This window comes from Brevundimonas sp. NIBR10, from assembly GCF_027912515.1.
Classification (GTDB): Bacteria; Pseudomonadota; Alphaproteobacteria; order Caulobacterales; family Caulobacteraceae; genus Brevundimonas.
Map to the genome: position 1 here is coordinate 3,382,112 of NZ_CP115464.1, position 18,402 is coordinate 3,400,513.

Below are 18,402 nucleotides of genomic sequence, written 5' to 3' on the forward strand. Positions count from 1 at the left end.
CGTTCCCTCCCCAGAGACTGACGTTATCCTTTACGAAGCCACGAAGAATGAAAGCCCGGTTTTCGCGATTTCACAGGCCTGTTGCGAAAGCGTCACTTCACCCTCAAACAACTGTATCACGAAATATTTTTCCCATTCGGATCAGTGGGATCGTCACCCCCTCCGAAGATTTTGCCTCGATCTTCTCGATCTCGACATAGCCGCAAGCCCGGTAAAGCGGCACGCCCGCCAGGGTGGCCATCATCTCGACCCGACCGAATCCCGCATCCCGCGCGGCACCCTCGCACAGGGTCAGGATTCTCGAACCGATGCCGCGCCGGGCGAAATCCGGGTCGACGTACATGGCCCTGATCTTGGCCGCGTCGGTCGCGGGATCGAGCGGCGCCGGCTCGCGCGCCACGATGCTGTCGTCCCCGCCGAACAATGTGGCCCGCCAGCTCCAGCCCCCGCACCCCACGATGCGGTCGCCGTCCTCGATCAGGAAATAGGTCTGGTCCTTCACCAGCTGGCTATCCTGTCCCATGACCTGACGGCTGGCCCGCACCTGTTCGGGCGACAGGAACGCGTCCTGCAAACGGTCGATCGCCCGCCCCATCAGCGCGTGCAGTGCCTCCAGGTCCTCGATCTGGGCCAGGCGGTGTGAAAGGCTCATGGGGTGTATTCCAGGATAACGGTCTCGACGCCTTCTATCAGCAGACCCCCTCAGGCCGACAACTGTGCCGCTTGTAACGATCGTGCCCTAGTTCTGCCGCGGATGATCCGCCAATCTGGTCCCTCAACCGGAGGGGTCCGACATGAACCGCATCGCACTGGCCGGCCTGGCCATCGCCGCCACCCTGATCGCCACGAGCGCCAGCGCCATGACGGTGCAGGAGTTCCTGACCACGGCCGCCGGCATCCCCCGCAACCCCACCGCCCTGCTGCGCTCCGACACCCGCCGGCTGATGCGCGAGTTCGAGGGGGCGGTGCGCACCACCCGCGCCGAACAGACCGCCGCCCGCACCGCCGGCCGCCGCCCGGCCACCTGCATGCCGGAAAAGGTGTCGTTCTCGCCCAACGCGATCCTGACCCGCTTCAACGCGGTGCCTGCCGCCCGCCGCAGCCAGATCACCGTGACCCAGGCGATGCGCGAATGGATGGCCGAGCGATACCCCTGCCCCGCAGCATAGGAAAAATGCCGAATCGTTGACGATTCCCGGTCCGTCCACAGACCGCGCCGAACCATCCACCACGACGATCCGTCCGCCTCTGACGTCGGCGGCTGACATCGTTAAGGCGTGGTCCCGATGAACGCCTTCACCTCCTTTTCCGCCGATTCCGTCGCCATCCCGTCCCTGCCTCACAACCTCGAGGCCGAGCAGGCGCTGCTGGGCGCCCTGATGTTCGACAACGCCATCTTCGAGCGGCTGAGCGACCGGCTGCGCGGCGCCCATTTCTACGAGCCCTTCCACCAGCGGCTGTACGACGCCATCGAGGACCACATCCGCCAGGGGATGCTGGCCGAGCCGACCATCCTGATGGAGCGGTTCAAGCAGGATCCGGCCTTCGCCGAGTTCGGCGGCCTGCGTTACCTCGCCGACCTGATGGACCGCGCCCCGCCCGGCGCCAACGCCCCCGACTATGCCCGCGTCGTCTATGACCTGGCCCTGCGCCGCGACCTGATCCGTATCGGCGGCGAGATCATCAAGGACGCCCCCGACCCCGAAACGCCCGCAATCGACCAGATCGAACAGGCCGAGCTGACCCTGTATTCCCTGGCCGAATCCGGTGCCCCCTCCTCCGGCTTCGTCAGCTTCTCGACGGCGCTGGCCGGCGCGGTCCAGATGGCGGGCGAGGCCTATCAGCGCGACGGCAAACTGGCCGGTCTCGCCACCCACCTCGACGACCTCGACTCCAAGCTCGGCGGCATGCACCCGTCCGACCTGCTGATTCTGGCCGGAAGACCCTCGATGGGGAAGACGGCGCTGGCCACCAACATCGCCTTCAACGTCGCCCGCAACTACCGCTGGGAACCGACGCCGGACGGGCGAAAGACCGTCTCGGGCGGCGTCGTCGCCTTCTTCTCGCTGGAAATGAGCGCCGAACAGCTGGCCATGCGGATCCTGGCCGATGCGTCGGGCGTCTCCTCCGACCGCCTGCGCAAGGGCGAGATCGACGCCAGCGACTTCGGCAAGGTCCGCGACGCCGCCATCGAGATCGGCGAGAGCCCGCTCTACATCGACGCCACCGGCGGCCTGGCCATCTCCAAGCTTGCCGCCCGTGCCCGCCGCCTGAAGAGGATGGAACAGGGCCTCGACCTGATCATCGTCGACTACCTGCAGCTCATCACCGTCGGCGAGGGCAATGCCCAGAAGAACCGGGTGCAGGAGGTCTCCGAGATCACCGGCGGCCTCAAGGCCCTGGCCAAGGAGCTGAACGTCCCCATCATCGCCCTGTCCCAGCTGTCGCGTCAGGTCGAGAACCGTGAGGACAAGCGCCCCCAACTGTCCGACCTGCGCGAATCCGGCTCGATCGAGCAGGACGCCGACTGCGTGATGTTCGTCTATCGCGAAAGCTACTATCTGGGCCGCACCGAACCGCGCGAGGGCACCGAGGAACACCTCAAATGGCAGCAGGACATGGATCTGCTTGAGCATCAGGCCGAGGTCGTCATCGGCAAGCAGCGCCACGGCCCCATCGGCATCGTTAAATTGTCGTTCGACGCCGACACCACCCGCTTCGGCAACCTGGCCCGCAGCGGCTACGGCAACTTCAGCGACATTCCTGAATAGATCGGGGCCTGCCACCGACTGTCCGCCGCCGGGCGTTCGGAACGGCTGAGCTCCCGGACCGTTTCCCTGTCAACGACACAGGGAGGCGACCATGCCGGACATCGATGCCGCAGACGAACAGGACCAGTCAGAGGTCTTCGACGAAGACAACTACGACGACGCCGACCCCGGCGCGCCGACGAACCAGTTCCGCACCTTCGAGGACCTGCCCGAGGTTCTCGACGTCACCCGCGCCGACGGCGACGGCGATGAAGGAGACTTCGACGAGGACGATCAGTCCCTCGACGACGATCTCGGTGCCGCCGGCATCGAGGCCGAGGCCGACGCCCTGCTGGGAGCCGACGGCTATCCCCTGTTCAAGATCGACGGCGAAAGCGACGGCCAGCGCGGCGAGGACGAGGTCGAACTCGTCTATGCCGGACTGATGGAAAACGAGCGCGGGGCCCAGGCCTCGGCCGCCCACTGGGAGGCCAAACGCCTCTCCGACGACGACATCGCCGACCTCGGCTACGGCCCCGACGCCGAAACAGCCCCCACACAGGACATGCCCCGATGACCGCGCCCAACACCATCACTGACGTCAAACAGGACTGCGACCCCGAAACCCCCCACGCCCGCCGCGCCGCGCCCGAACACGGCAAGCCCGACCAGCTCAAGGACGCCGAGGCCCAGGCCGAGAGCCGCCAGGAAGCCCTCGTCGACGAAGGCCTCGAAGAAAGCTTCCCCGCCAGCGACCCGTTGTCGGCCAAGCGGATCACCTGAGGCACAGCGGCGGCCAAGTCGGCGTGACCAGTTCGTGCAGGCTACGTTTCTCCTCCCCGTCCGCCGCTTGGCGGATGGGGAGGTGGCGCGGCCCTTCTTCAGGGCCGTGACGGAGGGGGCGACGGGGTCTGTCCGGTGGGGACTCTCGACACGAGCGCGCTCGATCCGGCAGCCCCCATTCCTATCACCGAGTCCCCCCCTCCGTCTCCTCGCAAGGGCTCGGATCCACCTCCCCATCGCTTCGCGACGGGGAGGAGACGGCTGCTCCAGCACCTCGAACTTGCGAACTTCGGCCGCCCAATCCCTTGCTCCGCAACCGATTGCAGATTTCTCACCCCCTCGAACCCGCCCAGGTATCAACGTCCGCTATACTGCCCTTCGTCCCGTCGCGGGGAAGGGCGCAAGGCCTTGCGATCTTGTTGCGGCGGGGGTGTGTGGAGCGGGATCAGACCGGGGGAGGCCGGCGCAGTTCTTTCGGGAGCTTCGTCGCCCCGGATCGTCAAAGGGTCCGGCGCAGAGAGTCAGATCGTTCAGGGGACGGGCACGCAAGGCGCCCGCCTTCCCGCCGGGGGCGCGGTAGCGGCAAGGGGTTAAGAGCCCCGCTGGTTCGGGAGACCGAGCCGTACAGCTCCTGCGAAAACCACATACGCGGAGCGTCTGTCTTTCGCCGAAACGGTATTTTCTATTCTTTTCCGGGCGAAGGCCCGGACGCTCTGCCGGCCCTTCCCATGACTTCAGCGCATCGGCGCGTGAGGGCGAAGAGGTATGTGTGGAGGGTGCTAGTGCCACTCGCCATTCTCAAGAACCCAACTGAGAGGAGCCGCCATGTCCCGTCCAGCGAACGCCCGGCCGCCGAGCCCCGTAGACGACCGGGGCACACCCGAGTTCGAGCGACTGAAGCGTGAACTCGAGCGAAGGCTCGGCATCCTGCGCGTCAACATCGCCGCCAAGCGCCGCGAGTGTGGTCTGGTCGAGATCGAGGACGGCGTCTGGGTCCGCCCGAGCGCTCCCGACGCGCCCTCGTGACACCGGCATCCCCCTTCGCGCTCAAGCAGCGAGCGACCGCATAGCCTGTCCTCGGGCGGATCGAAGATCCGACCCGGGGGCGAGCGTTAGCGCGTCGCGCAGCGACACAAACACGCAGCGCTCAAGCAGCGAGCGACCGCGTCGCGAGCGGTAGCGCGTCGCGCAGCGACCCAACAAGAAAGGATTGGAGGCCTGGCCTCCGAGTTGAACGGAGGGTCTACGGAGTTGCGGCTCCGTTGCGTTGCCCCTCCGCCACCAGGCCACATCAGGGATGGTTATCGTCTAGGCCGGAAATCTTAAGGTGCGGCGTTCATAAAGGGTTAGCCGCGGATTCACCGTCTTTGTCCGCCCATCATCCTGTCGCGCGCTTGTGATTGCGCGAGCCGAGCCGGACCCGGTAGACCTGTACCCATGCGTTTCCGTTATCGTCTCCTCATCATCCTGTCGGTCGGGGCCTGCGCCCCGATGTTGCCGCCGCCGCCCGAGGTCTCGGTCGGCACGGCGACGGGACCGATCGCGCCGGTTCAGGAGCGCCCCTATCTGGCCGACGGCCCCGCAGCACCCGACGCCTCCGGCTTCGAGGCCTGGAAACAGGGCTTCCTCGCCCGCCACGGCGGCGCCCGTCGCGAGGCCTATGAGCGTGAACTGGCCGGACTGACCCCCGATCCTGAAGTGGTCCGTCTCGACGGCAACCAGCCCGAGTTCAGCCGCCCCGCCGGGGCCTATGTCCAGAACGCCGCCTCCGCCGCCCGCATCGCCGAGGCCCGCCGCCGCATCGGTGCCGTGCCCTCCAGCGTGCCCCAACGGTACGGCGTCCCGGCCGAGATCCTCGTCGCCATCTGGGGCAATGAATCCAGCTTCGGCCAGGTCCAAGGCAACAAGGACGTGATCCGCTCCCTGGCCACCTTGGCCTATGACGGACGCCGCCGCGACTGGGCCGAGGGCCAGCTAAGGGACGCGCTCAACATCGTCGTCGACGGCCGCCGCGCCCGATCGGGCCTGCTGGGCAGCTGGGCCGGGGCCATGGGCCAGACCCAGTTCATGCCCGATAACTTCCTGCGTCTGGGCGTCGATCAGACGGGCGACGGCCAGGTCGACATCTGGAACTCCGACGCCGACGCCCTGGCCTCCGCCGCCAACCTGCTGGCCGAGGCCGGCTGGCGGCGCGGCCAGACCTGGGGCTATGAGGTCGCCCTGCCCGCCTCGTTCGACTACGAACAGGCCGACGGCCCGACCCACCCCTGGCGCTGGTGGGCGGCGCGCGGCGTGACCCTGGCCCGGGGCGGTGCACCCAACTCGGCCGAAGCTCTGGAAGACGCCGCCATCCTGTTGCCGCAAGGTGCGGCCGGCCCCGCCTTCCTGGCCCTGCCCAACCACTACGTGATCCGGCGCTACAACAACTCGGTCTCCTATGCCCTCGCCATCGGCCTGACGGCGGACGGGGTGGACGGCAAGCCCGGCCTCGTCGCCGCCTGGCCCAACGACCCTCCCCTGTCGCTCAACCAGCGGATCGGGGCCCAGCGCGCGCTCAGTGCCATGGGCTATGACACCGGCGGCGTCGACGGCGTCGTCGGCGCCAACACCCGCGCCGCCCTCAAGCGCTGGCAGGCCGCCAACGGCCGCATCGCCGACGGCTATCTGACCGCCTCCCTCGCTGACGAACTGGGCCGGATGTGAGCGAGCCTCGGGATTCGGGTCAACGCGCGATCCTGGCGGGCTTCTATGCCTTCCTGGCCATCGGCCTGCTGCTGGTCGCCGCCTTCGTCCTGTTCCGCGTCCTGGTGCCGATGATCCTTGAGGCGCATTTCCTCGGCTCCGTCTTCGTCGCCTCGGTCGCCGGCCTGTTCGGCACGCTCGGGCTGGGCCTGCTGGCCGTTTTCCTGTTCAATCGAATCTCCCGGATGATCCGGGACTGAGACCATCCGCGGGGGCGCGACCATGACTTTTCCAGGACCCAGGTCCCTCGGCGGCGGAAGCAGCGCCACGCCACGCGTACTCAGGCTCGTGGCCACGGCCGCCCTGTTGCTGCTGGTCCTCGCCGGCGGCAGCTGTGCCGTCGTCTCGTGCAGCGTCACGGTCGAGAGCGGCGAGGCCGGCATCAAGACCACCAAGTTCGGCCCCAACCCCGGCGTCCAGCCCACCGAACTGCGCCCCGGCTGGCACTGGGAAGGCCTCGGCGAAAAGATCATCAAATACCCGACCCGCCAGCGTGTCTATTCCTACACCCGCGAAGGCAATGCCGACGGTCAGGAGAACGAGGAGATCGGTTTCGCCGACCAGACCGGCCTGCCCATGACCGCCGACGTCAACATGACGGTCAAGGTTTCGGACAACAAGGCGGCGGATCTGTACGCCAAATACCGTCTGAATTTCGACGACCTGCTCGACAATCCGATCCGCAACGATGTCCGCTCCTTCATCGCCCAGGAGGCGGAAAAGGTGCCGGTGTCCTGTAACCTTCAGGCCCAGCAACCCGTGGTCGAGGGCGCGACCCAGCCCACCGCAGCCCCCTGCACCGGCAGCCTGATGGGCGCGGGTCGTCAGGCCGTGATCCAGCGCGCCTATGCCAACCTGCAGCGCAAATGGGCGGCCGAGGGCGTGGAGATCTCCAACCTTCAATGGGTCGGCACCATCCGCTATCCCGAGAGCATCACCACCGCCATCCAGGCCCGCACCGCCACCGAACAGCGCACCCTCGCCGCCCAGCAGAAGGAGGCCGAAGCCCGTGCCAACGCCAACGCCCTGATCGAGACCGCGCGTGGCGAGGCCGAATCCATCCGCCTGCGCGGCGACGCCCTTCGCGCCAACCCCCAGCTGATCGACCAGATCTACGCCCAGCGCTCGCAAGGCCTCTGCCCGCCCCGCGCCTCCACCTGCATCATCGGCCAGACCCCGACGACGATGATCCCGGCGACAGGTCAGCAGGCGGAGTAGTCATGCTTCACTTCTCCCCTTGCGGGAGAAGGTGGCAGCCGGAGGCTGACGGATGAGGGGTCACGCCGACCTGTCACGCTGTTTCGGCGCCAGCCCCCCCCACCGTCATCGACGGCGTGACCCCTCATCCGCCCCTTCGGGGCACCTTCTCCCGCAAGGGGAGAAGGACGACTACCTCACTCCTTCAACCGCCAGGTCGCCCCGGTCGGCCCGTCCATGACCACCACGTTCAGCGCCGTCAGCCGGTCCCGGATGCGATCCGCCTCGGCCCAGTTCTTGGCTGCCCGGGCCTCGATCCGTTCGGCCAGCAGGGCCTCGACCTCGGTCTTCAGCGTGTCGTCGGCCCCGCCTTCGAACCACTGGTCCGGTGTCGACTGCAGCACGCCCAGGATGGCCCCCGACGCGATCAGCTCGGCCTTGGCGATGCCGACGGCCCGTGTGTCGCCCGCCGTCATGGCCCGCTCGATCTCGCTGGACAGGGCGAACAGCTTGGACATGGCGCCCGGCGTGTTCAGGTCGTCCTCGATCGCTTCCAGGAACTCGGGCGACGGCATGTCGCCAAGCGCCTCGACCCCCTCTGCGCGACGCAGGGCCCCATACAGCCGATCCAGATTCTTGCGCGACTGGTCCAGCAGCGACTGGTTCCAGTCCAGCGGCTGGCGGTAATGCGCGCTCAGCAGCGCCCACCGCACAACCTCGCCCGGCATGGCCTGGACCAGGTCATGCAGCAGCAGGACGTTGCCGATCGACTTGGACATCTTCTCCGCATCGACGGTCAGGAAACCGTTGTGCATCCAGTAGCGGCTGTACTCCGCCGGCGCCGTCGCCGCATGGGCATGGCCGTGGGCGCAGACCCCTTGGGCGATCTCGTTCTCGTGGTGCGGAAAGACCAGGTCGATGCCGCCGCCGTGGATGTCGATCGGCAGGCCCAGCTCGGCCTCGATCATGGCCGAGCATTCGATGTGCCAGCCAGGCCGCCCCTCGCCCCACGGCGACGGCCAGGACGGCTCGCCCTCCTTGGACGGCTTCCACAGCACGAAGTCGTGGGCATTGCGCTTGTACGGCGCGACCTCGACCCGCGCCCCGGCGATCATGTCGTCCAGGTTCCGCCCCGACAGCGCGCCGTAAGCCGGATAGGAGGAGACGTCGAACAGCACATGGCCCTCGGCCACATAGCCGCAGCCCTGGTCCACGATCGCCGCGATCTGGGCCACGATGGCCTCGATATGGTCGGTGACGTGGGGGGCCAGGTCCGGGGCCGAGACGTTCAGCAACCCCATGTCGGCCAGATAGGCGGCCTCATACCGGGCCGTCACCTCACCGATCGGCACACCTTCCCTGGCCGCCTTGGCGTTGATCTTGTCGTCCACGTCGGTGACGTTGCGGGCATAGATCACGCTGTCGGCCCCGTACTCGCGCCGCAGCAGCCTCACCAGCACGTCGAACACCACCGGCGGCCTCGCATTGCCGATGTGCGCATAGTCATAGACCGTCGGCCCGCAGACATAGAGCGTCACCCGGCTGGGATCGCGCGGCGAAAAGACACGCTTCTCGCGGTGCAGGGTGTCGTACAGGGACAGCGTCATCGTAGGGGTGGAGCTTTCGAGAGTTTTCTTGCGGGACGGAGGGGATGCCCCATATAGCCGCCAAGCTGTTAAACAGTGTCCAAGGACGAAAGAAGGCCCACGGGGCGTCGTTTCGTCGGTTTCGAGATCGATTTTATGAGTGCTTCACCCGTTCCGGTCGTCAGCAAGCCCGTCCTCGTGACGACGCGCCCCAGCCGTGAGCAGGCGCTGGAGGCCGTGCGCACCCTGATCGCCTGGGCCGGCGACGATCCTTCGCGGCCCGGCCTGATCGACACGCCCAAGCGCGTGGTGGACGCCTATGGCGAGTGGTTCGACGGCTATGACGCCGACGCGGGCAAGGAGTTGTCGCGCACCTTCGAGGACGTTCAGGGCTATGACGACATGGTGTTGCTGCGCGACATCGAGGTCGAGAGCCACTGCGAACATCACATGGCCCCCTTCCTGGGCAAGGCCTATGTCGCCTACATCCCGACTGAAAAGGTCGTCGGCATTTCCAAACTGGCCCGCGTCGTCGAGATCTTTGCGCGCCGCCTCCAGAATCAGGAAACCCTGACCCAGGACATCGCCGACGCCATCGAGGCGCACCTGAGCCCCGCCGGGGTCGCGGTCCTGATCGATGCCGAGCACCAGTGCATGACCACGCGCGGCGTTCATCACCGCCACGTCTCGACCATCACCACCCGCTTCACCGGTGCCTTCAAGTCCGATCCGGCATTGACCGACCGTTTCCTGAAACTGGCGAAGGGCTGAAGAACCATTCTTCTCCCGCTTGCGGGGAAGTGGCCCGTCTTCGGCCGAAGGCCGAACAGGGTCGATGGGGGTACTTTCATCGCCCCGATCGCCACAGCCCCCATCGTCGCTGCCTTCGCTTCGCTCAGGGACGCGACACTTCCCCGCTGCGCGGGAGAAGAACACGCCTGTTGCGCGAAAAGCGACGCGACGGAACGAAACGGGGCGTCAGACCGCTTTACAACCGCCTTCGAGGCCGCCAAGAAACACCCACGAACCAATCGCTCGGTCCCCGCTCGGCGGCGGACCTCCAGGGAGAAATCTAGAGCATGGCCGGTAGACTTTCAGGCCCCGGCGCGTCCGGCGGCAAGACCATCGAACAGAACTCGGACATCAACGTCACGCCGTTCGTCGATATCATGCTGGTTCTGCTCATCATCTTCATGGTGTCGGCACCGCTGGCCACCGTGTCGATCAAGCTGGACCTGCCGCCCGCAACGCCGCCCCCCATCACCCCTGAGAAGCCCAAGGATCCGGTCTATGTGACCATCCAGGACACCGGCTCGATCTTCCTGGCCGACCGCCAGACCACGATCGAAACCCTGGCCGTCGACGCCTGCGCCGCCCTCGGCGATCCCACCGGCCAGGGCTGCAAGGAAGAACGCCTGTTCGTCCGCGCCCAGCCCGAAGTGAAATACAGCCAGTTCATGGAAGTCATGAACACGCTTCAGACCAACGGCTTCTACAAGGTCGGTCTGCTGAACGAAGACATCACCTGAGCCGATCCGCTCGGTTTGAAGCCAAGGCCGCGTCCCCCGGGACGCGGCCTTTTTTCTTGGCCTCACCCAACATCGATCGCTAGGGTTGAGCGGGGTTCGAATCCCCTTCGACGATCGTCTTGGGCGCGATGCCGGGGCTCCGGTGCGGCCAGCCACAAAGACCGGCGATCGTCTCCATGTTGGTGAACAGAGACGGCGTCCGGCGCCGGTCGAAAGACAAGCCGCGACTGGACCCTGCGGATCCTCGCGATCCCCGTCAGGTCGCCGCGGTGCCGGACGCCCGATCGTGCAGAGGACGTGCCCGTGTTCGATACCGCCGGTCTGATTTTCGCCTTCGCCGTCCTGGCCATAGCCGTCTGGTTCCTCCGAGCCATGATCGGGGACCGGCGCACGATTCGGATCAGCCCGTGGGAGCGTGGCGTGGTCAGCGTCGACGGCGTCTTTGACCGCCTGCTCGAGCCCGGCCGACACACGATCTGGGGATCGCGCCGAAGCGTCACGATCGCGCCCCTGTCGATGGCGCTTCAGTACATCCAGGTCGGACCGGTCGAAGTCGTGACCGCCGACCGGCTTCCGGCGCGGCTGACCGCGACCGTGGCCTATCGGCTGCACGACGCAGAAATGGCCATCCGCGAGCCCGTGTGGAGCCCGGTGACCCAGGTGGCCAACACCGCCCTCGTCCGTCTGGCCTCGGCCCATTCGATGGACGCGCTTCTCGGACGCGCCGAAGAGCTGGACCAGATGCTGACCGCCGGGGTGCCGGACACCGTCGGCGCGGCCCGCATCGAATCGATCGCCCTGAGCGCCGTCATCCTGCCGCCGGAACTGCGTCGGTTGATGTCGGAGGTCGAGCGGGCCCGCCTGGAGGGCCTCGCCGCGCTGGAGCGGGCCCGGGGCGAGCAGGCGGCGCTGCGCTCCCTGGCCAATGCCGCCCGGCTGCTGAAGGACAACCCGGAACTGGCCCATCTGCGGCTGCTTCAGACCGCAGGGGCCGCTCGAAACACCACCATCGTCATCGGCGACCGTCCCGAGGGTCGCCGGCCGTCATGACCCGCGACGACGTCGAGGCCCTGATCCTGGCCCTGCCCGGGACCGAGCGCGGCTCGGCCTACGGCATGCCGGCTTTCCGGACGGCGGGAAAGTTCCTGACCCGTATCCGCGACGAGGACGACTGCGTGGTCGTGCATCTGGACAGCCTGGACGAGCGCGACCTGCTGATCGAGATGGACCCGGAGACCTTCTTCTTCACCGACCACTATCGCAACCACGCCATGGTGCTGGCCCGCCTCGCGAGCGTCGATCCGGCCTGGCTGGGGATCATGATGGCGCGGCGCTGGCGCAAGGTCGCGCCGAGGACCCTGCAAAAACAGCATCCGACCCTTCCGGGCGAGGTCCCCGGCGCCTAACTCCCGGGTCCGCCTTCAGGAGCCCGCCATGTCCGCCCAGCCCACCATCGTCGTCGACGGCCTGTCCATCCCGCTCCTGGGTTTCGGCACCTGGATGCTTGAGCCCGAAGACGCCCGCCGGATGGTCGCGGAGGCCCTGCGCATCGGCTATCGCCACATCGACACGGCCTGGATCTATCACAACGAGGCGGCGGTCGGAGACGGCATTCGCGACGCGATCGAGGCCGGCCACGTCACCCGCGACAACCTCTGGCTGACCACCAAGATCTGGGTGAAGCATTTCCACCACGACGCACTTCTTGCCCAGGCGCGCGAGTCCATCGCCAACCTGGGGTTCACGCCCGACCTGCTGTTGCTGCACTGGCCCAAGGCCGAACCGACCTTCGCCGAGACCCTGGGCGCGCTCAATGAGGCTAGGGATCAGGGCCTGACCCGTTCGATCGGCCTGTCGAACTTCCCGTCCGCCGAGTTCAAGCAGGCGCAAGGCCTGTCGAAGGCCAAACTGGTCACCAACCAGGTCGAATATCACCCCTATCTCGCCAATGGCCCGCTGCTGGCGACCGCCCGCGACCTCGGCTCGTCGATCACCGCCTGGTCACCCCTTGCCCAGGGCAAGATCGCCGACGATCCCGTCATCAACGCTATCGGCAAGACCCACGGCAAGTCGGCCGGCCAGGTCACCCTGCGCTGGCTGATCCAGCAGGACGTCATCGCCATCCCCCGCACCACCAAGGTCAGCCGCGCCGAGGAAAGCTTCGACATCTTCGACTTCACCCTGTCTGACGATGAGATGGCCCGCATCCACGCCCTGGCCCGCCCGGACGGCCGCCTCGGCGACTGGCTGGACCCGGCGTTCAAATGGGACGAAGCTGCCTGATCCGCGACAGCAGAAGCGCGGAGGTCAGGAGACGCCATGGGTCAGGTACTCGGCTTTCCAACGGTTGATCCCGACGATGTCCGGATCGGCGCCCGTCTGCGACGCTGGCGCACCCAGCGCCACGTCGATCTGGACGCCCTGGCCGAGGCGATCCACCTGTCGCCCGAAGATGTCCGGCTGATCGAGGCCGGACGCCGTCATCTGACCACCGCCCAGCTGGGGGCCGCGACCCAGGTGCTGCACCTGCCGCTCTGGGCGCTGGTGTCCGACACCCCGGCCTATTGATGAGCCGATCGCGGGCCGCCCTGATCTGGCGTGGAGCCTTCGCCGTCGTCGGCTGGGCTGCCCTGGGGCTTCAGTATGGGCTGATGATCTCGGCACCACCGGCCGCCGCCCTGATCACGCGGACGGTGAATTTCTTCAGCTTCTTCACCATCCTGACCAACCTGCTGGTTGCCCTCGCCATGACCCTGCCGGTGATCGCCGCCGGCAGCCGTCCCGGGCGCTGGGCCGCATCCGAGGGTATTCGCGCCGGGGTCACCATGTACGCCGTGGTCGTGGGGCTGGTGTACCATTTCCTGCTTCACGCCACCTGGAGCCCGCAAGGCTGGTCCTGGGTCGCCAACATCGCCCTGCACTATGTCATGCCGGCCGCCATCCTGATCGACTGGCTGATCTTCACACCCAACGGCCGTCTGCGATGGGTGGATGCCGGCCGGTGGCTGGCCTTCCCCCTCGCCTATGGTGCCTGGACCCTGCTGCACGGCGCGATCAGCTGCTGGTATCCCTACTGGTTCATCGACGTGGGCCGGCTCGGTCTTGGCCCCGCCTTGCTGAACTTCGGCGGCCTGCTGGTCTTCTTCGCCATCGTGGGCCTGATCGTCGTGGCGATCGAGCGCACCCTCGGACGGCGTGACAGGACGGCCGCAGCCGCCTAATCCGGCGTGATCCACCGGAGCGGTTCATTGGCCTACAAATCCCTGCGCGACTTCATGGCCATGCTGGAGGCCGAGGGAGAGCTGGTGCGGGTGTCGGAACCCGTCTCCACCCACCTCGAGATGACCGAGATCCAGACCCGCCTGCTGAGGAACGGCGGCCCGGCGGTGCTGTTCGAAAAGCCTGTCATGCCCGACGGCACGATCAGCCCCATCCCCTGCCTCGCCAACCTGTTCGGCACGGTCAAGCGGGTGGCCATGGGCGTGACCATGGAAAAGAAGGTCCGCACCACTGCCGCGGAACTGCGTGAAGTCGGCGAACTTCTGGCCTTCCTGCGCAACCCGACCCCGCCGCGCGGCCTCGGCGACGCCATGGAGATGCTGCCGCTGATGCAGACCGTCATGTCCATGCGGCCCAAGGTCGTGAAGACCGCCCCGGTCCAGCAGGTTGTGCTCAAGGGCGACGACATCGACCTGACCTCCCTCCCCGTCCAGGGCTGCTGGCCCGGCGAGCCCGCACCCCTGATCACCTGGGGCCTCGTCGTCACCAAGGGGCCGTCGGACGATCGTGAGGACGACTTCAACCTGGGCATCTATCGGATGCAGGTCCTGGGCAAGGATCGCGCGATCATGCGCTGGCTGGCCCATCGCGGCGGCGCCCAGCACTATGCGCGCCACAAGAAGAAGAAGACCGGCCCCCTGCCCTGCGCCGTCGTCCTGGGCGCCGATCCCGGCACCATCCTCGCCGCCGTCACGCCCGTGCCCGACACCCTGTCGGAATACCAGTTCGCCGGCCTGCTGCGCGGGGCCAAGGCCGAGCTGGTTCCCTGCAAGACCGTGCCCCTGATGGTCCCCGCCAATGCCGAGATCGTGCTGGAAGGCCACGTCCTGCTGGACGAGCACGAGGACGAGGGCCCCTACGGCGACCATACGGGGTACTACAACTCGGTCGAAAAATTCCCGGTGTTCAAGGTGACGGCGATCACCATGCGCCGCGACCCCATCTATCTGACCACCTTCACCGGCCGCCCGCCGGACGAGCCCTCGGTGCTCGGCGAGGCGCTGAACGAGGTCTTCATCCCCCTGCTGAGGGCACAGTTCCCGGAGATCACCGACTTCTGGTTGCCGCCCGAGGGCTGCAGCTACCGCATCGCCGTGGTGTCGATGAAGAAGGCCTATCCCGGCCACGCCAAGCGGGTGATGCTGGGCGTCTGGAGCTATCTGCGCCAGTTCATGTACACGAAGTGGGTCATCGTCGTGGACGACGACATCGACGCCCGCGACTGGAAACAGGTCATGTGGGCCATTTCGACCAAGATGGATCCGGCGCGAGACATCACGGTCATCGAGAACACCCCGATCGATTATCTGGATTTCGCCAGTCCCGAGAGCGGCCTCGGTTCAAAGATCGGCCTGGACGCCACCGACAAATGGCCGCCCGAGACCCACCGCGAATGGGGCGAGGAGATCCGCATGGACGCCGACGTCGTCGATCGCGTGTCGCAGATGTGGGATCGGCTCGGCCTGCCGGGGGACGGAAAGCCGATCTGGAAATAGCGCCCGCACGACGCTGTCTCAAACAGGGCGCCGTCTCGTCACAATTCATGTTGCAGCGCACACTTTTCGGATGACGGATTTGTAATGCCGCGATAGCGTCGGTTCGCAATTCCTTGTTTGGAGCTTTCCACGATGTCGCGTGTCCTGATTGCTGCTCTGTGCCTGACCCTCGCCGCCCCCGTGGTCGTGACCGTGACGGTCCCCACGTCGGCCGAAGCCCAGGTGATGGCCGGACGGGGTGCCTCTCGCGCCGCCGCCCGTCGCAACCGTCCGCCACTCAGCGAGCGTGAGGAAACCCGGCTGTACGCCGCCCAGGACGCCGTCGTCGCCATCGACCAGCAGATCTACGAGATCCAGACCGCTGCCGAAGCCTCCGGCGGCCTGACCCCCGAGCAACAGGCCGCGATCCAGCAGCACGAGACCCGCAAGGCCGAGCACCAGTCGGTCATCGACCGCCTGGAAGCCAAGCGCGAACGCCGCACCAGCTGATCACCCATGACGCCGGCCGAATGACCCGCTAAGCCTCGCTTTCCAACGGCGGGGGCCGCATGAGCGCGTTCGAGTTCTTCTTCAGCTTCTATGGCCTGTTGCTGGGCCTGTCGGTCGCCGAGCTTGTCGGCGGCTTCGCCCGTCTGCTGCACGAGCGTCATCGGGTCCGATTCGGCTGGCTGACGCCGCTGCTGGCCCTGTTCGTGGCCATGGATCTGGCGACCTTCTGGGTTCAGGCGTGGCGGTTCTTTCGCGGGGCGCCGTTCAATCCCGCCCTGCTGCTGATCGGCCTGGCCATCGCCGCGACCTTCTATGTGGCCGCCAGCATCACCTTCCCGCGCGTCACCGCCGAAGGCGCAGAGGCGCGGATCAATCTCGACGACCATTTCTGGGCCCATCGGCGCATCGTCTTCGGATGCGTGCTCGCGGCCAACGCCATGGTGTGGCTGTTGCTGGCCCTGCTGTCGCTGGCCGACCCGCTCTGGGCCGCCTTGTGGACCCCCAGAATCCTGATCGGCCTGGGAGTCTTTGCCCTGTCCACAGCGGTCGCGGGCTTCGCGCCCGGCCGCAGGGTGGTGATCGCCGCCCTGCTGGTCGTCCTGATCTACACCATCTGGAACATCGTCCGCGCCGGGCACATCCTGTTCGCATCCGGCGGCTGGTTGCCGGCCACAGGGGGCTGATCCTCCCGGCTTGCGAAGCCGCCGCATTTGTCCGAGGAACATCGCCATGCGCGCCCTGTTCACCGCCCTCGCCCTGCTTTTCCTGGGAACCCCCGCAATGAGCCAGACCGTCCCCAACACGCCTGCGTGGGATCAACCCTTCCTGCCGCCCGCCCCTGCCTGGGACGGAGCCTCCAAAAGCCTGCTGCGCGACGCCTCCGACCCCTGGGTCACGGCCTTTGAGCTCGACGCTGACCATGATTTCAGCCCGAACTACGTCGACACCCGCGCCTGGTTCGACCGGCTGGACGCGGCGTCGGACCTGATCCGCATCGAACAGTTCGGCACCTCGCCCGAGGGCCGTCCCATCTATGCCGTCATCGCCTCGAAGGACGGGACTGCCTTCGACCCCTCCAAGCCTATCCTGATGATCCAGGCCGGCATTCATCCGGGAGAGATCGACGGCAAGGACGCGGGCATGATGCTGCTGCGCGACATCGCCTTCTACGGCAAGGACACCCTGCTCGACCGGGTCAACCTGATCCTGATCCCCATCCTGTCGGTCGACGGCCATGAGCGCGCCAGCGCCTACAGCCGCCCGAACCAGCGCGGCCCCCGCATCCAGGGCTGGCGCAACACCGCCACCAACCAGAACCTCAACCGCGACTATCTGAAGCTGGATCAGCCCGAGATGAGGGCCGTCCGTGGCCTGATCCTGAAATACCGGCCCGACCTCTATGTCGATGTCCACGTCACCGACGGCATGGATTACCAGTACGACGTAACCTACGGCTTCAACGGCGAGGACGGGGCCTTCAGCCGCTCGCCTTCCGCCTCCGCCTGGCTGGACAGCACCTTCAAGCCGGCCATGAACGCGGCCCTGTCGGCGCAAGGGCACATCCCCGGCGAACTGGTCTTCGGCATCGACGATCAGGATCCAAAGAAGGGCCTGTCGGACGGCGGACTCGGCGAGCGGTTCTCCAACGGCTGGGGCGCGGCCGCCCACGTCCCCACCATCCTGATCGAGAACCACAGCCTCAAACCCTATGAGCAGCGGGTGCTGGGCACCTATGTCTTCATCGAGCGGTCCCTGACCCTGCTGGCCGAACAGGGTGCCGAGCTGCGCGCCGCGACCGAGAGCGACCGCGCCCTGCGCCCCGCCGAGATCCCGACCAATTTCGAGCCCGATCCGACCCCGGCCTCGACGCGGGATTTCCTCGGCATCCGCTACGAGACCTATGACAGCCCCGCCTCGGGCCGCCGCGAAATCCGCTGGCTGGGCCAGGCCGATCCGGAAACGTGGAAACTGCCCTTCTACGGCTCACGCCCGACCCTCAGCCTCAAGCGCCCCACCGCCTACTGGGTCCCCGCCACCCGTCCCGACATCATCGAGCGGTTGCGCCTCCACGGGATCACGATGGAGACCCTCGACGCCCCCCGCACCCCGTCGGTCTCCATGCTGCGCCTCGTCGATCCGACCCTGGCCCCGCGCCCGAACGAGGGTCACGTCCAGGCCAGCGTCAAGACAGTCGAGGTCGAACGCCGCGACTGGACCTATCCCGTCGGTTCGGTGCGCGTCCCGACGGATCAGCCGCTGGGCGACATCGTCGTCCTGCTGCTGGAGCCCCAGTCGTCCGAGAGCTTCTTCGCCTGGGGCCTGTTCCCCGAGATCCTGAACCGCGTCGAATACATCGAGGGCTATGCCATCGCCCCCCTGGCCGAACGGATGATGGCCGCCGACGCCGCCCTCAAGGCCGAGTTCGAGGCCAAACTCGCCGCCGACCCCGCCTTCGCCGCCGACGGCGACGCCCGCCTGGGCTGGTTCTACGAACGCACACCGTTCTATGATGACCGCTACCGGCTCTATCCGGTGGGGCGAGAGGACTGAG

Annotated in this window: 21 protein-coding genes; 19 read left to right on the plus strand and 2 right to left on the minus strand. The window is 67.0% G+C overall.

What is annotated here, in order from left to right; translation table 11 throughout:
- Window positions 1–103 precede the first annotated feature (103 nt).
- Window positions 104–652 carry a GNAT family N-acetyltransferase gene (locus O5K39_RS16475; protein ID WP_271144684.1) on the minus strand — a complete coding sequence of 183 codons (549 nt, stop codon included), beginning with the start codon at window positions 650–652 and terminating at the stop codon, window positions 104–106.
- Between the two features lie 142 nt (window positions 653–794).
- On the opposite strand from O5K39_RS16475, the gene O5K39_RS16480 reads away from it, so the two are divergent.
- The 8 genes from O5K39_RS16480 (at window position 795) to O5K39_RS16515 (ending at window position 7,493) form a co-directional block, all read left to right on the plus strand.
- Window positions 795–1,169, plus strand: a complete 375-nt coding sequence (locus O5K39_RS16480) for a hypothetical protein (RefSeq protein WP_271144685.1) — start codon at window positions 795–797, stop codon at window positions 1,167–1,169.
- A gap of 117 nt (window positions 1,170–1,286) precedes the next feature.
- A complete protein-coding gene (locus tag O5K39_RS16485; RefSeq protein ID WP_271144686.1) occupies window positions 1,287–2,771 on the plus strand; it encodes a replicative DNA helicase in 1,485 nt (494 codons plus the stop codon).
- 91 nt (window positions 2,772–2,862) lie between these two features.
- Window positions 2,863–3,327 carry a hypothetical protein gene (locus tag O5K39_RS16490; RefSeq protein WP_271144687.1) on the plus strand — a complete coding sequence of 155 codons (465 nt, stop codon included), beginning with the start codon at window positions 2,863–2,865 and terminating at the stop codon, window positions 3,325–3,327.
- Window positions 3,324–3,533 (plus strand): hypothetical protein, encoded by a 210-nt coding sequence (locus tag O5K39_RS16495; protein WP_271144688.1) that lies wholly within the window; start codon window positions 3,324–3,326, stop codon window positions 3,531–3,533. The genes O5K39_RS16490 and O5K39_RS16495 overlap by 4 nt, the downstream gene beginning before the upstream one ends.
- A gap of 825 nt (window positions 3,534–4,358) precedes the next feature.
- Window positions 4,359–4,559: a hypothetical protein gene (locus O5K39_RS16500; RefSeq protein ID WP_271144689.1), complete on the plus strand. Its 201-nt coding sequence runs from the start codon at window positions 4,359–4,361 to the stop codon at window positions 4,557–4,559.
- Between the two features lie 411 nt (window positions 4,560–4,970).
- The gene (locus O5K39_RS16505; protein WP_271144690.1) at window positions 4,971–6,236 is read left to right on the plus strand and encodes a lytic murein transglycosylase; all 1,266 of its coding nucleotides are present in this window, start codon (window positions 4,971–4,973) and stop codon (window positions 6,234–6,236) included.
- Window positions 6,233–6,475: a hypothetical protein gene (locus tag O5K39_RS16510; RefSeq protein WP_271144691.1), complete on the plus strand. Its 243-nt coding sequence runs from the start codon at window positions 6,233–6,235 to the stop codon at window positions 6,473–6,475. The genes O5K39_RS16505 and O5K39_RS16510 overlap by 4 nt, the downstream gene beginning before the upstream one ends.
- Window positions 6,476–6,563: 88 nt before the next feature.
- Window positions 6,564–7,493: an SPFH domain-containing protein gene (locus O5K39_RS16515; RefSeq protein ID WP_271144692.1), complete on the plus strand. Its 930-nt coding sequence runs from the start codon at window positions 6,564–6,566 to the stop codon at window positions 7,491–7,493.
- Window positions 7,494–7,669: 176 nt separating this feature from the next.
- Here O5K39_RS16515 and cysS read toward each other — a convergent pair whose 3' ends face one another.
- On the minus strand, window positions 7,670–9,079 hold the full coding sequence (cysS, locus tag O5K39_RS16520; RefSeq protein WP_271144693.1) for a cysteine--tRNA ligase: 1,410 nt from the start codon (window positions 9,077–9,079) through the stop codon (window positions 7,670–7,672).
- 135 nt (window positions 9,080–9,214) lie between these two features.
- Here cysS and folE point away from each other — a divergent pair, with 135 nt between their 5' ends.
- From folE to O5K39_RS16575, 11 genes are all read left to right on the plus strand, one after another.
- Window positions 9,215–9,829: a GTP cyclohydrolase I FolE gene (gene folE / locus O5K39_RS16525; protein ID WP_271144694.1), complete on the plus strand. Its 615-nt coding sequence runs from the start codon at window positions 9,215–9,217 to the stop codon at window positions 9,827–9,829.
- Between the two features lie 308 nt (window positions 9,830–10,137).
- Window positions 10,138–10,587, plus strand: a complete 450-nt coding sequence (locus tag O5K39_RS16530; RefSeq protein WP_271144695.1) for a biopolymer transporter ExbD — start codon at window positions 10,138–10,140, stop codon at window positions 10,585–10,587.
- A gap of 303 nt (window positions 10,588–10,890) precedes the next feature.
- Window positions 10,891–11,637: an SPFH domain-containing protein gene (locus O5K39_RS16535; RefSeq protein ID WP_271144696.1), complete on the plus strand. Its 747-nt coding sequence runs from the start codon at window positions 10,891–10,893 to the stop codon at window positions 11,635–11,637.
- Window positions 11,634–11,993, plus strand: a complete 360-nt coding sequence (locus O5K39_RS16540; RefSeq protein WP_271144697.1) for an MmcQ/YjbR family DNA-binding protein — start codon at window positions 11,634–11,636, stop codon at window positions 11,991–11,993. Before O5K39_RS16535 ends, O5K39_RS16540 begins: the two co-directional genes overlap by 4 nt.
- Before the next feature lie 28 nt (window positions 11,994–12,021).
- Entirely contained in the window at window positions 12,022–12,870 is an 849-nt protein-coding gene (locus O5K39_RS16545; protein ID WP_271144698.1) for an aldo/keto reductase, read from the plus strand.
- 36 nt (window positions 12,871–12,906) lie between these two features.
- Window positions 12,907–13,155 (plus strand): helix-turn-helix transcriptional regulator, encoded by a 249-nt coding sequence (locus O5K39_RS16550; RefSeq protein WP_271144699.1) that lies wholly within the window; start codon window positions 12,907–12,909, stop codon window positions 13,153–13,155.
- Entirely contained in the window at window positions 13,155–13,808 is a 654-nt protein-coding gene (locus O5K39_RS16555; protein ID WP_271144700.1) for a Pr6Pr family membrane protein, read from the plus strand. The genes O5K39_RS16550 and O5K39_RS16555 overlap by 1 nt, the downstream gene beginning before the upstream one ends.
- A gap of 27 nt (window positions 13,809–13,835) precedes the next feature.
- The gene (locus O5K39_RS16560; RefSeq protein WP_271144701.1) at window positions 13,836–15,362 is read left to right on the plus strand and encodes a UbiD family decarboxylase; all 1,527 of its coding nucleotides are present in this window, start codon (window positions 13,836–13,838) and stop codon (window positions 15,360–15,362) included.
- A gap of 132 nt (window positions 15,363–15,494) precedes the next feature.
- Complete coding sequence (locus tag O5K39_RS16565; RefSeq protein WP_271144702.1) at window positions 15,495–15,851, plus strand: hypothetical protein; 357 nt, start codon at window positions 15,495–15,497, stop codon at window positions 15,849–15,851.
- Window positions 15,852–15,910: 59 nt separating this feature from the next.
- Window positions 15,911–16,534, plus strand: a complete 624-nt coding sequence (locus O5K39_RS16570; protein WP_271144703.1) for a hypothetical protein — start codon at window positions 15,911–15,913, stop codon at window positions 16,532–16,534.
- 46 nt (window positions 16,535–16,580) lie between these two features.
- On the plus strand, window positions 16,581–18,401 hold the full coding sequence (locus O5K39_RS16575; protein ID WP_271144704.1) for a M14 family metallopeptidase: 1,821 nt from the start codon (window positions 16,581–16,583) through the stop codon (window positions 18,399–18,401).
- Window position 18,402 lies beyond the last annotated feature (1 nt).